Genomic DNA, 16,757 nt, shown 5'->3' with positions numbered 1-16,757 from the left:
CGAGGCCCATCGCTGCCCATTGGGCAACGCCCGTGCTGGGCGCTGATTCCGGGCTCGTGACCAGGCTTTTTATTCGGCGTCGGATCACGGCTCCCCGTCCTACCGGCGAACCGATCGAACGGTTCCGTTCGGACGTCGAGCCCTCACCGACGTGTCAGCACTTCTGTCGACAGCACCTTGCCCGACCCGACGTACCCCGATCGGCTCGTCCGGCCACCCGCGGTCGGGGGGCGGTTGTGAGTCGCCCGTGAGTGACTGAGAATTCCCTCAACCCGATAGACCAATTCCCCAGCGTTGCGGAAGCCGATCCCTTCTCACACCTCAGGTGGCCATCGTGTTGACCTTCATCCTGCAGATCCGATCCATGGCGGGCGGATACCCCGAGATCTACCTCTTCGCCGCCTACAGCGCCCTCATCTGGGTGCTCTGGATCATCAAGGTCCTGCTCTCCCGCCGCTACCGCCCCTTCACGGGCGAGTTCCGCGGCACGACCAGCGTCGTCGTCCCCGTCGTGGACGAACCGCTCGACCTCTTCCGGGACGTCATCGGCCGCATGGTCGAACAGGGTCCCGGCGAGATCATCGTCGTCATCAACGGCAAGCCCAACCCCGAGCTCGCCGCCGTCTGCGAGGAGTTCGGGCCGCTCGTCCGGTGGGTGCACACGCCGATCCCGGGCAAGCGCAACGCCGTCATGATCGGCACCGAGCTCAGCCGGGGCGACATCACCGTCCTGGTCGACTCCGACACGGTCTGGACGCCGGGCACCCTCTCCGAGCTGCTCCGTCCGTTCGCCCAGGAGAACGTCGGGGGAGTCACCACCCGCCAGCGCATCCTCGAGCCCGAGCGCAGCTGGATCACGCGGTGGGCCGACTGGCTCGAGAACTCCCGTGCCCTGTACTCGATGCCGGCGCAGAGCGTGCTGGGGCAGATCGGCTGCCTGCCGGGCCGCACCATCGCCTTCCGCCGCGAGATCCTCGTCCGGGTCATGGACAAGTTCATGACGGAAAAGTTCATGGGCGTGTTCCTCGAGGTCAGTGACGACCGCACCCTGACGAACCTCACGCTCAAGGAGGGCTACCGCACCGTCTACCAGCACACCAGCCTCGTCTACACGGACGCGCCGCTCCAGGTCAAGAAGCTCTACAAGCAGCAGCTGCGCTGGGCTCGCGGGAGCCAGTACAACACCCTCCGCATGATGCCGTGGATGGTCGGGCACGCCCCGCTCCTCGCGTTCTTCTTCGCCATGGACATCGTGCTGCCCTTCATGCTCATGGGCGTCATCGGCGGCTGGATCTACCGGGGGATCACCGGCCAGGGCGTGAACCTGTACCGCGGCATCCTCGAGGAGTACGGCGTGCAGACCGGTCTCATCAGCATCGTCGTCCTCATGGTGGTCTCGTCGGTGCTCAGCATGTCGATCCGTCAGATGCGACACCTGGCCGAGAAGCCCTCGGACTTCTTCCGCCTCCCGGTGTTCATCATCGTGTCGACGTTCTTCCTCATGCCCATCCGGGTCATCGGGTTCTTCCGCATGGGTCACGCCAGTGGTTGGGGCACCCGGGCCGGGGCTTACGCAGGAGGCGCGGCGAACGACGAGATGCAGGGTGCGCTCGACGAGGTGGCCGAGGAGGCCCCCATCGACGCCCTCGAACGGCAGTTCCGCGACGGCGTCGACCCCGGGGTCGACACGCTCTTCGACTTCGGCTCGACGGCCGACGAGACGGACGAACAGGGTGCGGTCCTCGTCCGGAGCCGCAAGGCGGCCCTGGCCGCCGAGGCCGACGGCGCGACCACTCCGGCACCGGTGGCCGCCGTGGCCACCGCCACCGCGCCTCCTCGTCGTCGCCTCAACCCCAAAGCCGGATTCCCGTACCTGATCGGCGCCGCCATCATCGCCCTGGAGGTCTTCTTCATTGTCTGACTCGACACAGGACTTCGTCACCCCCGTCCACATGCATTCCGGCGCCTGGTGGGCCACCTCGCACGGCAACGCCCGGCGCACGGCGCTCGGCGCCACCGCCGTGGTGGTGTTGCTCGCGATGATCTCGTGGCTCATCTGGGTCTCGCCGTCCGACAACATCGTCCGCAGTGCCGTCACCGAGGTCACGGGCGTCGACCCGTCCATCAACGTCTCGTCGCTCAAGGCGGACCGGTCCGCCTTGCTCGACCAGCTGGTCTCCGCGAAGAAGCAGCTCGCCGAGAGCAAGGCCGCCCTGGCCGACGTGCAGCAGCAGGCCTGGACGTCCGAGGGACAGCTGACCGCGGCGCAGGCGAAGCTCGCCTCCGCCGAGTCGGCGCTGGCCCAGGCACAGTCCGCCGCGGAGTCGGGGGGCGCGGGCACCGGGTCGGGCGCCGCAGGCACCGCCGGTGGTCGGGGGACCGGCGCGTCGACCGGCTCCGGGTCGGGCGGCACGGGGTCGAACGGATCGACCGGAGGCGGCGCCACGGGCCCCGTCACGGTCGAGACGCCGTCCCTCGCCTCGATCATCGACCCCGACTCGCGGTACTTCGGGCTCTTCACGGACCAGGCACCGTTCAACTGGGCGACCTACGACGCGCAGGAGGCGGCGGTCGGTTCCGAGGCCAACATGGTCGGCTACTTCCAGGGCTTCGACCAGGAGTTCCGAGCCGACGCCGTCCGCTCGTCCTGGTCGCGGGGCAAGCTGCCCGTCCTGACGTGGGAGTCGCAGCCGATCAAGGCCGGCAACAACGAGCCCGAACAGCCCGACTACAGCCTGACGAAGATCATCGACGGCAGCTTCGACTCGTACCTGACCACCTACGCCGACGACATCGTGGCCAACGGCATGCCGCTGGCCCTGCGGTTCGACCACGAGATGAACGGCACCTGGTACCCCTGGAGCACCGACTACGGCAACAGCAAGGGCGCCGTCAACGGCAACGGACCCGGGGACTACGTGAAGGCCTGGCAGCACGTCCACGACCTGTTCGAGCGGCAGGGGGCCAACGACCTGGTCGCCTGGATCTGGGCGCCCACGCGGGTCGACCGTCTGGCCACGGGCAAGACGGGCGGGAGCAACCACACCACGGAGGCCTTCCTGGCGACCCTCTACCCGGGCCCCGAGTACGTCGACATCGTGGGCATGTCGGGCTATTACCGCCCGCCGTACGACGACAAGTCCAAGCCGACCTTCGACAGCACCTTCGGGGCCACCCTGAAGCAGCTCCGGGCGATCGCACCGGGCAAGAACATCCTGCTCGCCGAGATCGGCGCCAGCGAGACGGGTGGCTCGTCGGATCCGACGGCCACGAGCGAGAAGGCGCAGTGGTTCAACTCGCTGTTCGCCGCGCTGGCCGATCCGGCGAACGCGGACATCATCGGCTTCTCGTACTTCGACCTCGTCGCCACCACGGTCGTGGACGGGGTGCGGTCGACCAACGACTGGCGCCTCACGTCCCGGTCCGACAGCCTCGCCGCCTTCACCGCGGGGATCACCCGACGCGACGTCGGTTACGACCTGCAGCCGTCGCCGTGACGACAGCCACCACCTTCCCCTTCTCCCGCCTCTTCCCCATCCCCAGGAGCGCATCATGAAGAAAGACGCCACCACCCCCGAGTCCGCCGTCGCCGCGACGGGGGCCGACGCCACCTCGGTGAAGCCCCGAATCAGCGTCATCGGCACCGGCTACCTCGGCGCCACGCACGCGGCGGCCATGGCCGAGATGGGCTTCGACGTCATCGGGGTCGACACCGACCCCGCCAAGGTCGCCGCCCTGGCCGAGGGGCGCGTGCCGTTCTTCGAGCCCGGCCTGCCCGAACTCATCCTCGAGCACGTGGGTTCCGGTCGACTCTCCTTCACCACCGACCTCGCCGAGGCCGTGGCCCTGTCGGACGTGCACTTCATCTGCGTCGGCACGCCGCAGCGCCGGGGGAGTCACGCCGCGAACCTCTCGTACGTCGAGGAGGCGACCCGCAACGTCGCCGCCGCCCTCAGCCACGACGGTCTCATCGTCGGCAAGTCGACCGTCCCGGTCGGTACGGCGGCACACCTGCGCGAGATCGTGGCGGGCGTCGTCCCCGCCGGTGTCTCGGCCGACCTCGTCTGGAACCCCGAGTTCCTCCGCGAGGGCCATGCCGTCGAGGACACGCTGCGTCCCGACCGCATCGTCTTCGGCGGTACCGACGTCCGCACCGAGGCCCTGATGCGTCAGGTCTACGCCCTGCCGATCGCGACGGGCACGCCCGTCATCTCGTGCGACCTGCCGACCGCCGAGCTCGTCAAGGTCAGCGCCAACGCGTTCCTCGCGACGAAGATCTCGTTCATCAACGCCATCAGCGAGTTGTGCGAGGCGGCCGGTGCCAACGTCTCGACCCTCGCCGACGCCCTGGGCTTCGACGACCGCATCGGACGCAAGTTCCTGAACGCGGGGCTCGGCTTCGGCGGCGGGTGCCTGCCGAAGGACATCCGTGCCCTGATGTTCCGGGCCAACGAACTGTCCGCCCACCGCGTCGTCGGGCTCATGCAACAGGTCGACGAGATCAACATGGCCCAGCGCCAGCGGGTCATCGACCAGGCGATCGACGCCTGCGGCGGCTCGGTCCTCAACCGACGCATCGCCGTGCTCGGGGCGGCCTTCAAGCCGCACACCGACGACGTGCGCGACTCGCCGGCCCTCAACGTCGCAGCGGCCCTGCACCTCCGGGGCGCCCAGGTGCTCGTCGTCGACCCCGAGGCCACGCAGACGGCCCAGCGGAGCTTCCCGACGCTGTCGTTCGCCGACTCGGCCGCCGAGGCCGTGACGGACGCCGACGCGGTGCTGCTCCTCACCGAGTGGCCCGAGTTCGTCGGGGCGGACGCGGCCGGGCTCGCCGAGCTCGCCGCGAACCCCGTGGTGATCGACGCGCGCAACGTGCTCGACGCCGAGGTCTGGTCGGCCGCCGGCTGGGAGGTCCGTCCGCTGGGCGGCCGTCGCACGCCGGCCCAGCGTCGCGTGCTGACGCCGACCGCCGTACCCGCCTGACCGGATCGTCGGGCACGGGCTGACGGGCCGCCTCCCTCAGGAGGCGGCCCGTCCTGCGTGCGCCCCCGCGCCTCCTGGTCTGGGGTGACCCCGAGGAGGCGCGGGTTCGTCACCCCGAGGACCGCTGCGGCAGCGACGCGAGAGGCCCGCACCCCCTGGGGGGATGCGGGCCTCTCGTGGTGCGACGGCGTCAAACGCCGAAGTACAGCTCGAACTCGAAGGGGTGAGGACGCTGCGCCATGGGCAGGATCTCCTTCTCGCGCTTGTAGGCGATCCAGGTCTCGATGAGGTCCTCGGTGAACACGTTGCCCTTGGTCAGGAACTCGTGGTCGGCCTCGAGCGCGTCGAGCGCACCCTCGAGCGACGCGGGCACCTGCGGGATGTTCTTCGCCTCCTCGGGCGGCAGCTCGTAGAGGTCCTTGTCGACCGGCTCGTGCGGCTCGATGCGGTTCTGGATGCCGTCGAGGCCGGCCATCAGCTGCGCGGCGAAGGCCAGGTACGGGTTCGAGGCGGCGTCGGGGACGCGGAACTCGATGCGCTTGGCCTTCGGGTTCGTGCCGGTGATCGGGATGCGGATGGCCGCCGAACGGTTGCCGGCCGAGTACACCAGGTTCACGGGCGCCTCGAAGCCCGGGATCAGACGGTGGTACGAGTTGATCGACGGGTTCGTGAAGGCGAGGACGGCGGGAGCGTGCTTGAGCAGGCCACCGATGTACCAGCGGGCGAGGTCGGACAGGCCGCCGTAGCCGTTCTCGTCGTAGAACAGTGGCTTGCCGTCGTTCCAGAGCGACTGGTGGGTGTGCATGCCCGAACCGTTGTCGCCGAAGAGGGGCTTCGGCATGAAGGTCGCGACCTTGCCCCACTGCTCGGCGGTGTTCTTGACGATGTACTTGAACTTGAGGATGTCGTCCGCGGCGTGGACCATCGTGTCGAACTTGTAGTTGATCTCCTGCTGGCCGCCGGTGCCCACCTCGTGGTGCGCACGCTCGAGCTCGAGGCCCGAATCGATCAGCTTGAGGCTGATGTCGTCGCGCAGGTCGGCCGTCTTGTCGACGGGGCTGACGGGGAAGTAGCCGCCCTTGTACGCCGTCTTGTTGGCGAGGTTCCCGCCCTCTTCGACGCGGCCGGTGTTCCAGGCGCCCTCTTCGGAGTCGACGCTGTAGAAGCTGGCGTTCTGCTTCACCTCGTAGCGGACGTCGTCGAAGATGTAGAACTCCGCCTCGGGGGCGAAGAAGGCGGTGTCGGCGATGCCGGTCGACGCGAGGTACTTCTCGGCCTTCTTGGCGACCTGGCGCGGGTCGCGGCTGTACAGCTCGCCGTTGCGCGGGTTGAAGATGTCGAACACGAGGACGAGCGTGCGCTCGGCGCGGAACGGGTCGACGTACCCGGTCGTGACGTCGGGGATGAGCTGCATGTCCGACTCGTGGATCGAGGCGAAGCCCCGGATGGAGGACCCGTCGAAGAGCTGTCCGACGGAGAAGAACTCCTCGTCGACCGTGGAGGCGGGGATGTTGAAGTGCTGCTGGACACCGGGAAGATCGGTGAAGCGGATGTCAAGGAACTTGACGTCGGTGTCCTTGATGAACTTCAGCACCTCGGAAGAATCAGTGAACATCTAGATGTCTCTCCAATGGGCTTGGAACGGATCGGATGCGGGACGCAGCCTCCGTCGAGGCTACGGAGGGGCCGTTTCGCTGCGGTGTCCCTGATGTTTCGGGCATGTTACGGCTCGGCCCCTCGGTAGGCTCGATGCATGCCCGATCGCACCGCGCCTCCTTCCCGTCCCGCCTCCGTGGGCGGCCCCGACGACGGCGCGCAACGCTGGCCGGGCGAGCGTCTCGGGCTGCCCGAGAAGGGTCCGCGCTCCGTGGCCCGACTCGGACGGCGCGTGGCGGGGCTGGCCATCGACTGGGCGATCGCCTACGCCGTCGCCGCACTCTTCTTCGGCGGTGAGGGCCTGGCCATCACCGGGGTGTTCCTGCTGATGCAGATCCTGTTCCTGGTGCTCTTCGGCGGCACCCTCGGGCACCTCGCCCTGGGCATGCGCCTCGTGCCGATGGCGGGCGGTCGCATCGGCGTCGGCCGGCCGGTCCTGCGGTCGGTGCTGCTCGTGCTCGTCATCCCGGCCGTCGTCTGGGACCTCGACCAGCGCGGGCTGCACGATCGCGTCGCCGGGACGCTGCTCGTCCGCGTCTGAAGCACCCGTCCAGTACGCACGACGGCGCCCCTCCTGGTCGGGGGGGCGCCGTCGTCACGTCACGTCGAGGCGGGGGTCGCCGGGTCAGCGCGGACGGCCCGACCGCACCTTGAAGGGGTCGACACCCTTGGGGATGGGCAGGCCGTTCTGGCCGAGGGACTGGAGGCGGTTGCTGACGGCCAGCACCTCGTTGCGGTTGATGGACGACTTGAGCTTGTTCATGCGTCCGGCGAGCTTGTGGAGGGGCACGGAGTCGGCATCGGGGCCGACGTTCAGCACGTGGACCGGCACGTTCGGCAGGATGCGCGTGACCTTGCGACGCTCTTCGTCGACGAGTCGGCGGGTCTGGCCGGCGCCGCCCTCGGCGATGAGCACCACGCCCGGCCGGCCGACCGCGCGGTACACCGCGGCCTGACTGCGCCCCTGGACGGCGACGGGCATCTCAGCGGCACGCCACGCACGACGCAGGCCGCTCTTCATGACGGCACCGACGGCACCCGGCTGCCCCTCGATTTGCGAGTAGGCCGCGCGCTCGGCCTTACGACCCAGCACGATCAGCAGCAGCAAGAACCCGAGCATGACGCCGACGACGATGTAGAGCACCAGCGCGAGCACGTTGCCACCCGTGAGCAGCAGCGCCGCGGCCACGCCGAGCAGCACGGGCACGAAGAACGCCAGCAGCATCATCGGCAGCGCCGTCTTGTCGACGCGGCGGGTCATCTGGAAGACCTGCCACATCTGCTTGAAACGGCCGGGTTCCTTCGGCGGTTTCGGGGACGTGTTCTCGGGAGACGTGCGTCGAGCCATGTGCACCAGGATACGGGGTCGGCGGTCCCGACGAATCCTCCCCAGGGACTCCGGTCCGTCGCCGGTCGACAGGGCCCCCCGGCGGGAGGGCGCCGACGACCACCGGACGACACCATCGCCTCATGACGAACGAGTCGATCGGCCCCTACCGCGTGCTCTCCCGGCGCCTCGACGGCGGGGCGGAGCGCATCCTCGCCGAGGCGCCCGGCGGCTCACGCGTCGTGCTCAGGAGGCGCGGGTCGCGTCCGACCGGACGCTCTCCCGTCGTCGAGGCGGTCGCCTTCTCCCGGGCGGACCACGCCCACGTCGCCACCCTCGTCGACGTGGTGACGGACCCGTCCGGCGAGGTCGTGCTCGTCTTCGCGGACGTCGGCGGCGACCCACTCGCCTCGTGGCTGGCCGCCCGCGGTCGACCCGAGACCGGGGAGGTCATCACCCTCGTCGTCCCCGTGCTCGGCGCGGTCCAGCATCTGGCCCGTCGGGGCACGGCCGTACGTGCGCTGGACGTCGACGACGTCGAGATCGACGCCCGCGGGGCACCCGTCCTGGTCGGCGTCCATCCTGTGGACGCGGGGTCGGATGCGGGGCCGGACGCCGAGCGCACGTCGCTGCCCGTGGCGGCGAAGTTCGCCCGGGCCCTGGTCGAGCGGGCGGTGCGACCGGCCTCGCGATCCTCGGCGCCGGTCCTGGACTCGACGAGCTTCGAGTCCCTCGTCGAATCGGTCTTCGACCTCGGCGAGGCTGTCCCGCTCTCGAGTGTCGACGCCGTGGTCGAGGGCGACGAGGTCCCCCAGGGCGAACGCGTCGAGTCGGTCGCAGCGGACGAACGGGTCATGCCGGGCTGGCTCGCCCTCCTGCCCGAGTCGGAGGCGATCGACCGGGTGATCGCGGGCGTGGTTGACCTCCGCCCACGGCGGCTGGTCGACGCCCTGCGAGCCGTCCGTCGGCGATACCGACTGCTCGCGGCCGCGGGCGTCGTCGTCGCCGGGGTGGCTCTCGTCCTCGGACCGGCCGCCTCGGCACGTGATGACGGTCCTCGGCACGACGGACCGGCCACCGGGGTGGGTCCGGTCGCGCCCGGGGCCGAGTCGTCGGCGCCGGTGAGCCCGTCCGGCGACTCCGCGGACACCCGCGCGCCGGCACCCGCTCGGACGGGCGGGGCGGTGACGCCCGGCGAGGTCGAAGCCTTAGTAGGGGGTGACGATGCCGGTGCAGCCGCCGAGGTGCTCCTACAGGCACGGCTGATGTGCCTGCGCGACGTCACGCCGAGTTGTCTCGACGCCGTCGCTCAACCCGGTTCGCCGATCGCCCTCCGGGACGCCGACGTGCTCGACGACCCCTCGCTCGCCGATGCGGCGACGGTCCCTCTCGAGCTCACGGGACGAGCGTCACGAACCGGGGGGACGGCGTTGCTCGAGGCCACGGGCCCGCACGGCGAACCGGCCTCGGTCCTCGTGATGAGGACCGAGGCCGGTTGGCGGCTTCGCGACGTGATCGTCGATCGGTGAGGCCGGTCGGGCCTCACGCGAGGGGCGTCAGATGCCCAGCTTGGACGTGAAGTCCCCGCCCTCGAGGCGCTCCTTGACGGCGACCAGGAAGCGCGCCGCGTCGGCGCCGTCGACGATGCGGTGGTCGTACGACAGGGCCAGGTAGACCATGGACCGGATGGCGATGGACTCCGAACCGTCGGCCTTGATGACCACGGGGCGCTTGACGACGATGCCGGTGCCGAGGATGGCCACCTGCGGAAGGAAGACCACGGGGGTGTCGAACAGGGCGCCGCGCGATCCCGTGTTGGTGACGGTGAAGGTGCCACCGGCCAGCTCGTCGGGCTTCAGCTTGTTGTCACGCGTGCGCTGCGCGAGGTCGGCGATCTGGCCGGCGATGCCCGCGAGGTCGAGGTCCGAGGCGTTCTTGATGACCGGCGTCAGCAGGCCGCGCTCCGTGTCGACCGCCATCGCCACGTGCTCGTGGTCGGGGTAGACGATCGAGTCACCGTCGACGGTGGCGTTCAGCTTCGGGTGCGCCTTGAGCGCCTCGGCGGCCGCCAGGGTGAAGAACGGCAGGAAGGACAGCTTGTTGCCGGTCTTCTCGAGGAAGGCACCCTTGTTGGCGTCGCGGAAGGCCGCGACCTTGGTGACGTCGACCTCGACCACGCTGGTGAGTTGGGCCATGGCCTGCATCGACTGGACCGCACGCTCGGCGACGACCTTGCGGAGGCGCGACATCGGAACGGTCGTGCCGCGCAACGGCGACACCTCGATCGGGGCGGGACCGGAGGAGGCCGGCGCCGAGGTCGTCGAGGTCGCGGCGGCTTCGGCGGCGGCGAGGACGTCCTCCTTGCGGATGCGACCGCCGACGCCACTGCCGGTCAGGGTCGAGATGTCGACACCCTTCTCGTTCGCCAGCTTGCGGACGAGCGGGGTGACGTAACCGACCGGCGCACCGCTGCTCGGGGCCGGCGTGGCGGGTGCCGACGTCTCGGACGATCCCGTGGCGGGCGACGGCGTCGGTGCCGACGGGGCCGGCTGCTCGCTGCTGGGCCGGGCGGCCTGGGGCTGTGCGGCGGCCGGCTGCTGGCCGGCGGCGTCCTGCTGTGCGCCGTCCTGCTGGGCGGCGGGCGCGGGGTCCACCGCGGGGGCGGGCTCGGGCGCGCTGGCGGCGGAGTCCTCACCCGGGGCAGGGGCCGCGGACGACGGGAGCTCGGGTTCCTCGGCCTCCGGCTCGGCGGGTGCCGAGGGTGCCTGTTCCGGCTCCGCGGCGGCTTCCGGTTCGTCCGCCGGCGACTCGGAGGCGCTGCCGTCTCCGATGCGGACGAGGGCCGTGCCCACCTCGACGGTCTCGTCCTCGGCGACGAGGATCTCCTCGATCACGCCGGCGACGGGCGAAGGGATCTCGGTGTCGACCTTGTCGGTCGAGACCTCGAGCAGCGGCTCGTCGACCTCGACGCGGTCACCGACGTTCTTCAACCAGCGGGTGACCGTACCCTCGGTGACACTCTCTCCGAGTGCCGGGAGGTTGACGGATTCGCTCATCTGTGGGGCTCCTTTGACGACATGTGTGTCTGTGGTTGATGTGGTGGTGGTGCGGGCCCCTGCTGAGCAGGAGCGATGGTGCCAGGGATCTACATCGCGTGCAGCGGTTTGCCCGCGAGGGCCAGCATGGCTTCGCCGAGGGCTTCGTTCTGGGTGGGGTGCGCGTGGATCAGGGGAGCGACGTCCTCCGGGTAGGCCTCCCAGTTGACGGCGAGCTGTGCCTCACCGATCAGTTCGCCGACACGGGCGCCGATCATGTGCACGCCCACGACGGGACCGTCGACGACGCGGACCACCTTGACCGAGCCGCTGGTCCCGATGATGTGGCTCTTGCCGTTGCCCGCGAGGTTGTAGTCGTAGCTGGTGACCTTGTCGGCGCCGTACTGGTCGGCGGCCTTGACCTCGGTCAGGCCGACCGAAGCGACTTCTGGGTCGGAGTAGGTGACCTTGGGGATGTTCACGTCGGAGATCACCTGCGGCTTGAGGCCGGCGATCTCTTCCGCGACGAAGATGCCGTGCTGGAAGCTGCGGTGCGCGAGCTGCAGGCCGGGCACGATGTCGCCCAGGGCGTAGACGCCGGGCACGTTCGTCGCGAGACGTTCGTTCGTCAGGACGAAACCGCGGTCCATCGTGATGCCGACCTCTTCGTAGCCGAGACCGGCGGTCGACGGGCCACGGCCGACGGCGACGAGCATGAGGTCGGCGTCGAACGTCTTGCCGTCCTCGAGGGTGACGACGACGCCGTCGTCGTTCTGCTCGACTCCCTGGAACCGGACGCCCAGCGAGAAGGCGATGCCGCGCTTGCGGAACGCGCGCTCGAACTGCTTGGAGATCGACTCCTCCTCGTTGGGGACGAGGTGCGGCAGGGCCTCGACGATGGTCACGTCGACGCCGAAGCTCTTCCAGACGCTGGCGAACTCGACGCCGATGACGCCACCGCCGAGGATGACGACCTTGTTCGGCACGTGGTCGAGCGCGAGGGCGTGCTCGCTGGTGATGACCTTGCCGCCGATCTCGAGACCGGGGAGGCTCCGCGAGTACGAACCCGTCGCGAGCACGACGTTCTTGGCCTTGAGCGTGGTCTCGCCGACCTGGACGGTCGAGGGCGACGTGAGCTTGCCCTCACCCTCGACGGTCGTGATGCCACGGGCCTTGACGAGCCCCTGGAGACCCTTGTACTTGCTGGCGACGATGCCCTCGCGGTACGAGGTCACGGCGGCGATGTCGATGCCGTGGAAATCGGTGTTGACGCCGTACTTGGCGGATTCGCGCGACACGTCGGCCACCTCGGCCGAGTGCAACAGCGCCTTGGTGGGGATGCAGCCTCGGTGGAGGCACGTGCCCCCGACCTTGTCCTTCTCGACGAGTGCGACGCTCAGGCCCAACTCGCTCGCTCGCAGCGCTGCGGCGTATCCGCCGCTCCCGCCACCGAGCACCACCAGGTCAAAATTCTGTTCCGACACCCAGCAACTCCCTCGTGCGTCCGCGGTGCCCCGACGCCGAGGCGGGGCCGTCGCGGTGGCGACGACGCCCGTCCCCGAACCGACCGCACCGTTCGGCGGCGTCGTCGTGACGCGCGTCGGAGGATGCTCTCGGGGGACCGATCTCAGCGGGTTTCTCCCGCCCCCTCGACCCTACTACGCAGCAGAAAACTTGTCGGCCAGCTCGATCAGGGTACGGACGGTCACGCCCGTCGAGCCCTTGGCCGTGTAGCCGTAGCCGCCGCCCTTGTTGTTGGACGGACCGGCGATGTCGAGGTGGGCCCAGGGGATCGGCGTCGTCGTGCCCTCCCGCGAGCCGACGAACTCGTTGAGGAAGACGCCGGCGAGCAGCATGCCTGCGGCCGTGTTGCCCGGGGTCGCGTTCACGAGGTCGGCCACGTCGGAGTTCAGGCGCGCGCGGAGTTCGGAGGCCAGCGGCATGCGCCAGAAGGTCTCTCCGGACGTGTCGGCGAGCGACACGATCTCGGACGCGAGGTCGTCGTTGCCCATGACGCCGACGTATCGCATGCCCAGGGCGACGACCTGGGCACCCGTGAGGGTGGCCACGTCGACGATGGCGTCGGGCTGCTCGTCGCTCGCCGCGACCAACCCGTCCGCCATGACCAGGCGGCCCTCGGCGTCGGTGTTCGTCACCTCGACGGTCGTGCCGCCCTTGATGGTGAGGACGTCGTCGGGTCGGATCGCCGTGCCGCTCGGCATGTTCTCGGCGATGCAGAGCCAGGCGGTCAGCCGCACGGGGAGCCGCAGCTTGGCCACGGCCACCGTCACGGCGAGGACCGTGGCGGCCCCCGTCATGTCGTCCTTCATGCCGAGCATGCTCCCGGCGGGCTTGAGGGACAACCCGCCCGTGTCGTACGTGATGCCCTTGCCGACCAGGGCGAGGTGCTTGGCGGCTCCGGCGGGGGAGTACTCGACCTTGACGAGTCGGGGACCGCGGCTCGAGCCCTGACCGACGCCGAGGATGCCCCCGTACCCGCCGTCACGGAGGCCGTCCTCGTCGAGCACGGTCACCGAGAGGGCGTCGTCCGACGCGTGCGCGACGGCGAAGTCGGCGAGTGCCTGGGGGTACATCTGCTGCGGGGGAGTCGTGGCGAGGTCACGGACGGTGTGCACCGCCTCGGCCACCACGGCGGCACGGTCGAGGACGGACTCCTGGACCTCCGTGGCCGTCGCGAGGGCGATGTCGCGAGCGTGTCGACGGGTGTCGGACGCCGAGGAGTGCCGGAACGCGTCGAACTCGTACGAGGCGATCGCGGCGCCCTCGAGGGCGGCCAGTGCGTCGGCGGCGTCGCCCACGGGCAGGGCCAGGACGACCCGGTCGACGGCCGTGAGCTGACGGACGGCCGAGCCGGCGGCGTAGCGCAGGCTCTCGGCCGTGACGGCGTCGCCCAGGCCGACCAGCGCCACGATGGTGGCCGTGACGCCGGACGCGGGGACCTTGACGAGTTCGTCCCGCGCGCCCGTCACACCGAGGGCGGCGAAGCACTCGGCGAGCCCCGGGACCTCGAGGGTCGGCGCGGGACCGTCGGCCCCCTTCACCACTCCGACGACGAGGACGTCGGCCTCGGCGGTGATCGGATCGGACGGCAGGACGGAGAGGGTGGCGACGGTCATCCATCCATCGTATCCACCGTGGTGTTCGCTCTCGGCACGTGGTCGCGGGCCCTCCTGGCGACGACCGGTGCCTAGCATGGAGACCATGCACGACCCCGCAGCTCTCTACGACTTCACCCCCGACGCCGACGGCGTGCCCGAGGGCCTCCCGCTCGTCGCCGGACTCACCGGGTTCGCCGACGCGGGCTCGGCGGTGAGCCAGCTCGCGGAGTACGTCCTCGACACCCTCGACCACACCCTCGTGGCGACGTTCGACGCCGACGAGCTCCTCGACTACCGGGCCCGTCGCCCGACCTTCACGTTCGACCAGGACCACATCTCCGAGATCGAGCCGTCGACCCTCTCCCTCTACCTCGTCCACGACGACCTCGGTCAGCGGTTCCTCCTGCTGGCGGGCTTCGAACCCGACTTCCAGTGGCAGCGCTTCACCGCGGCCGTCGTGCAGCTCGTCGAGCGCTACCGCGTCTCGACCACGACCTGGGTGCACTCGATCCCGATGCCCGTGCCCCACACCCGTCCCATCGGCGTGACGGTCAGCGGCAACCGGTCCGACCTGGTCGAGGCGATGTCCGTCTGGAAGCCCGTGACCCAGGCCCCCGCCAACGCTCTGCACCTCGTCGAACACCGACTCGGCGAGACGGGTCACCCCACGGCGGGCTTCGTCCTGCTCGTCCCGCACTACCTGGCCGACACCGAGTTCCCCGACGCCGCCGTGGCGGCACTGTCGAGCATCAGTGCCGCGACGGGTCTGATCTTCCCGACCGACCGCCTCCGCGAAGAGGGTCGTGACTTCATGGTCAAGGTCGACGAGCAGGTCGCCGGCAACCATGAGCTCTCGCGCCTGGTCGCCACGCTCGAGGAACGTCACGACACCTACATGCAGGGAAACCCGCTGCCGTCGCCGTTGACCGACCAGGACGGCCAGGTGCCCACGGCCGACGCACTGGCGGCCGAACTCGAGAAGTTCCTCGCCACCCGGCGGGTCGACGGCGAGGGCGACGACCGCGCCTGACCGGCACCGCACCTCCCGGGTCCGTTCCGATCCGCGGACGCAGGAGGCGCGGGCCGGCGTCCGGCGCCCGGTCGGCTAGGGTCACCGGGTGAACTCCGCACGCGCCTGGCTCGTCTGGGGCGCCGCCGTCTTCGCCTACGTCGTCGCCGTCCTGCAGCGGTCGTCGCTCGGCGTCTCGGGCGTCGAGGCCCAGCAGCTCTTCGGCGTCTCCGCCTCCACCCTGTCGACCCTGGCCGTCGTCCAACTCGTCGTCTACGCCGGGCTGCAGATCCCGGTCGGCGTCCTGCTCGACCGGGTGGGACCCAAGAGGCTCATCGTCGCAGGGGCCGTCCTGCTGGCGGCGGGCCAGCTGGTCGTGGCGCTCTCGCCCCCGACGATCGGCGTGGCCGTCGTGGGCCGCGTGCTCGTCGGCGCCGGCGACGCGATGACCTTCATCTCGGTGATCCGTCTGCTGCCCTCGTGGTTCCGTGGTCCGATCCTGCCGCAGGTGTCGCAGTGGACCGGCAACGTCGGACAACTGGGTCAGGTGCTGTCGGCCGTGCCGCTGTCGATCGTCCTGCACGGGGCGGGGTGGGGCCCGGCCTTCCTCAGCGCGGCGTCGTTGTCGGTCGTGGCCGCCGTGGTGGTGCTCCTGGTCGTGAAGGAGTCGCCGACCGGTCGCGTCCGCTCCGAGACGGTCGTCAGTTGGGCCGACGCGGGGCGACAGCTCGGACAGAGCGTCCGGCGTCCCGGGACCCGGCTGGGGTTCTGGTCGCACTTCGTGACGCAGTCGTCGGGCACGGTCTTCAGCCTGCTGTGGGGCGTTCCCCTGTTGGTGGGCGGTCTGGGCTTCTCGACCGCCGAGGCCTCGGGCATGCTCTCCCTCCTCGTGCTGTCGGGTGTCGTGGCGGGACCGGTCCTCGGGGTGCTGGTCGCCCGGTACCCGATGCGACGCTCCAACCTGGTCCTCGGCATCGTCACGGTGCTGGCCGTGGTCTGGACGACGCTGCTCGCGTGGCCGGGGACACCCCCGCACTGGCTCGCCTACGTGCTCGTGGTCGTGCTCGGAGTGGGCGGGCCCGGTTCCCTGATCGGCTTCGACTTCGCGCGGACCTTCAACCCGCTTCGCAGCCTCGGCGTGGCCAACGGGGTGGTCAACGTCGGTGGCTTCCTGGCGAGCTTCGTCATGATGTTCCTCATCGGCGTCGTGCTCGATCGACTCGATGCCGCCCGCATCGCCTCGGGCCAGCCGAGCGACCTCTTCGCGTTCGAGTCGTTCCGCATCGCGCTGCTCGTGCAGTACGTGGTGATCGGCGGTGGCGTGGTGGCTCTGCTCGTCGAGCGTCGGCGCACCCGCCGGGGCCTGCGGCTGGAGGAAGGAATAGAGGTGGCGCCTCTCTGGGTTGCCCTCAACAAGAGATGGCATGCCGCACGCACCCGGGCCCGGAGGGGACCGACCGCCTGAGGTCGCCCTTGTCGCTCGGCACCGGTCGGACGTGCAATAATGGGATACGGACCCGTTCATGTCCATCGATCGAGTTACCGCGTCGACGTCGTCGACGCGCATTCGATCGAGGACTTGACATGGGTCCTAGTACTGCCCGAATTCGGCCGACGCCCAGTGCCGG

Annotated in this window: 12 protein-coding genes; 7 read left to right on the top strand and 5 right to left on the bottom strand. The window is 70.0% G+C overall.

What is annotated here, in order from left to right:
* The first annotated feature begins 334 nt into the window (after positions 1–334).
* The 3 genes from ACIOSR_RS01560 to ACIOSR_RS01550 are packed head-to-tail and all read left to right on the top strand — an operon-like array spanning position 335 to position 4,983.
* Positions 335–1,921 carry a glycosyltransferase family 2 protein gene (locus ACIOSR_RS01560; RefSeq protein ID WP_123570783.1) on the top strand — a complete coding sequence of 529 codons (1,587 nt, stop codon included), beginning with the start codon at positions 335–337 and terminating at the stop codon, positions 1,919–1,921.
* Entirely contained in the window at positions 1,914–3,497 is a 1,584-nt protein-coding gene (locus ACIOSR_RS01555) for a glycoside hydrolase family 26 protein (RefSeq protein ID WP_173150907.1), read from the top strand. Before ACIOSR_RS01560 ends, ACIOSR_RS01555 begins: the two co-directional genes overlap by 8 nt.
* A gap of 55 nt (positions 3,498–3,552) precedes the next feature.
* Positions 3,553–4,983, top strand: a complete 1,431-nt coding sequence (locus ACIOSR_RS01550; RefSeq protein ID WP_173150906.1) for a UDP-glucose/GDP-mannose dehydrogenase family protein — start codon at positions 3,553–3,555, stop codon at positions 4,981–4,983.
* A gap of 190 nt (positions 4,984–5,173) precedes the next feature.
* On the opposite strand, the gene glnA is transcribed toward ACIOSR_RS01550, so the two are convergent.
* The gene (gene glnA / locus ACIOSR_RS01545) at positions 5,174–6,598 is read right to left on the bottom strand and encodes a type I glutamate--ammonia ligase (RefSeq protein ID WP_043592663.1); all 1,425 of its coding nucleotides are present in this window, start codon (positions 6,596–6,598) and stop codon (positions 5,174–5,176) included.
* Positions 6,599–6,736: 138 nt separating this feature from the next.
* On the opposite strand from glnA, the gene ACIOSR_RS01540 reads away from it, so the two are divergent.
* A complete protein-coding gene (locus ACIOSR_RS01540; RefSeq protein WP_402751674.1) occupies positions 6,737–7,180 on the top strand; it encodes an RDD family protein in 444 nt (147 codons plus the stop codon).
* A gap of 84 nt (positions 7,181–7,264) precedes the next feature.
* Here ACIOSR_RS01540 and ACIOSR_RS01535 read toward each other — a convergent pair whose 3' ends face one another.
* Positions 7,265–7,987: a DUF4191 domain-containing protein gene (locus tag ACIOSR_RS01535; protein WP_056045492.1), complete on the bottom strand. Its 723-nt coding sequence runs from the start codon at positions 7,985–7,987 to the stop codon at positions 7,265–7,267.
* 122 nt (positions 7,988–8,109) lie between these two features.
* Here ACIOSR_RS01535 and ACIOSR_RS01530 point away from each other — a divergent pair, with 122 nt between their 5' ends.
* Entirely contained in the window at positions 8,110–9,495 is a 1,386-nt protein-coding gene (locus ACIOSR_RS01530; protein ID WP_402751673.1) for a hypothetical protein, read from the top strand.
* A gap of 27 nt (positions 9,496–9,522) precedes the next feature.
* Here the strand turns inward: ACIOSR_RS01530 and sucB are convergent, their stop codons facing one another.
* The 3 genes from sucB to ACIOSR_RS01515 all read right to left on the bottom strand — a co-directional run bounded on the left by sucB (position 9,523) and on the right by ACIOSR_RS01515 (position 14,138).
* Positions 9,523–11,022 (bottom strand): 2-oxoglutarate dehydrogenase, E2 component, dihydrolipoamide succinyltransferase, encoded by a 1,500-nt coding sequence (gene sucB, locus ACIOSR_RS01525; RefSeq protein ID WP_402751672.1) that lies wholly within the window; start codon positions 11,020–11,022, stop codon positions 9,523–9,525.
* 89 nt (positions 11,023–11,111) lie between these two features.
* Entirely contained in the window at positions 11,112–12,485 is a 1,374-nt protein-coding gene (lpdA, locus tag ACIOSR_RS01520) for a dihydrolipoyl dehydrogenase (RefSeq protein ID WP_159826512.1), read from the bottom strand.
* 174 nt (positions 12,486–12,659) lie between these two features.
* A complete protein-coding gene (locus tag ACIOSR_RS01515; protein WP_402751671.1) occupies positions 12,660–14,138 on the bottom strand; it encodes a leucyl aminopeptidase in 1,479 nt (492 codons plus the stop codon).
* An 85-nt stretch (positions 14,139–14,223) separates the two neighbouring features.
* Here ACIOSR_RS01515 and ACIOSR_RS01510 point away from each other — a divergent pair, with 85 nt between their 5' ends.
* Together ACIOSR_RS01510 and ACIOSR_RS01505 are read left to right on the top strand one after the other, a co-directional pair.
* Entirely contained in the window at positions 14,224–15,150 is a 927-nt protein-coding gene (locus ACIOSR_RS01510) for a proteasome assembly chaperone family protein (protein ID WP_056047489.1), read from the top strand.
* Between the two features lie 88 nt (positions 15,151–15,238).
* Positions 15,239–16,594: a nitrate/nitrite transporter gene (locus tag ACIOSR_RS01505; RefSeq protein ID WP_402751670.1), complete on the top strand. Its 1,356-nt coding sequence runs from the start codon at positions 15,239–15,241 to the stop codon at positions 16,592–16,594.
* Positions 16,595–16,757: the final 163 nt, after the last annotated feature.

The sequence above is a fragment of the Frigoribacterium sp. NPDC087798 genome (assembly GCF_044742985.1).
GTDB lineage: Bacteria > Actinomycetota > Actinomycetes > Actinomycetales > Microbacteriaceae > Frigoribacterium.
This window is presented reverse-complemented; position numbering and strand designations above follow the sequence as displayed.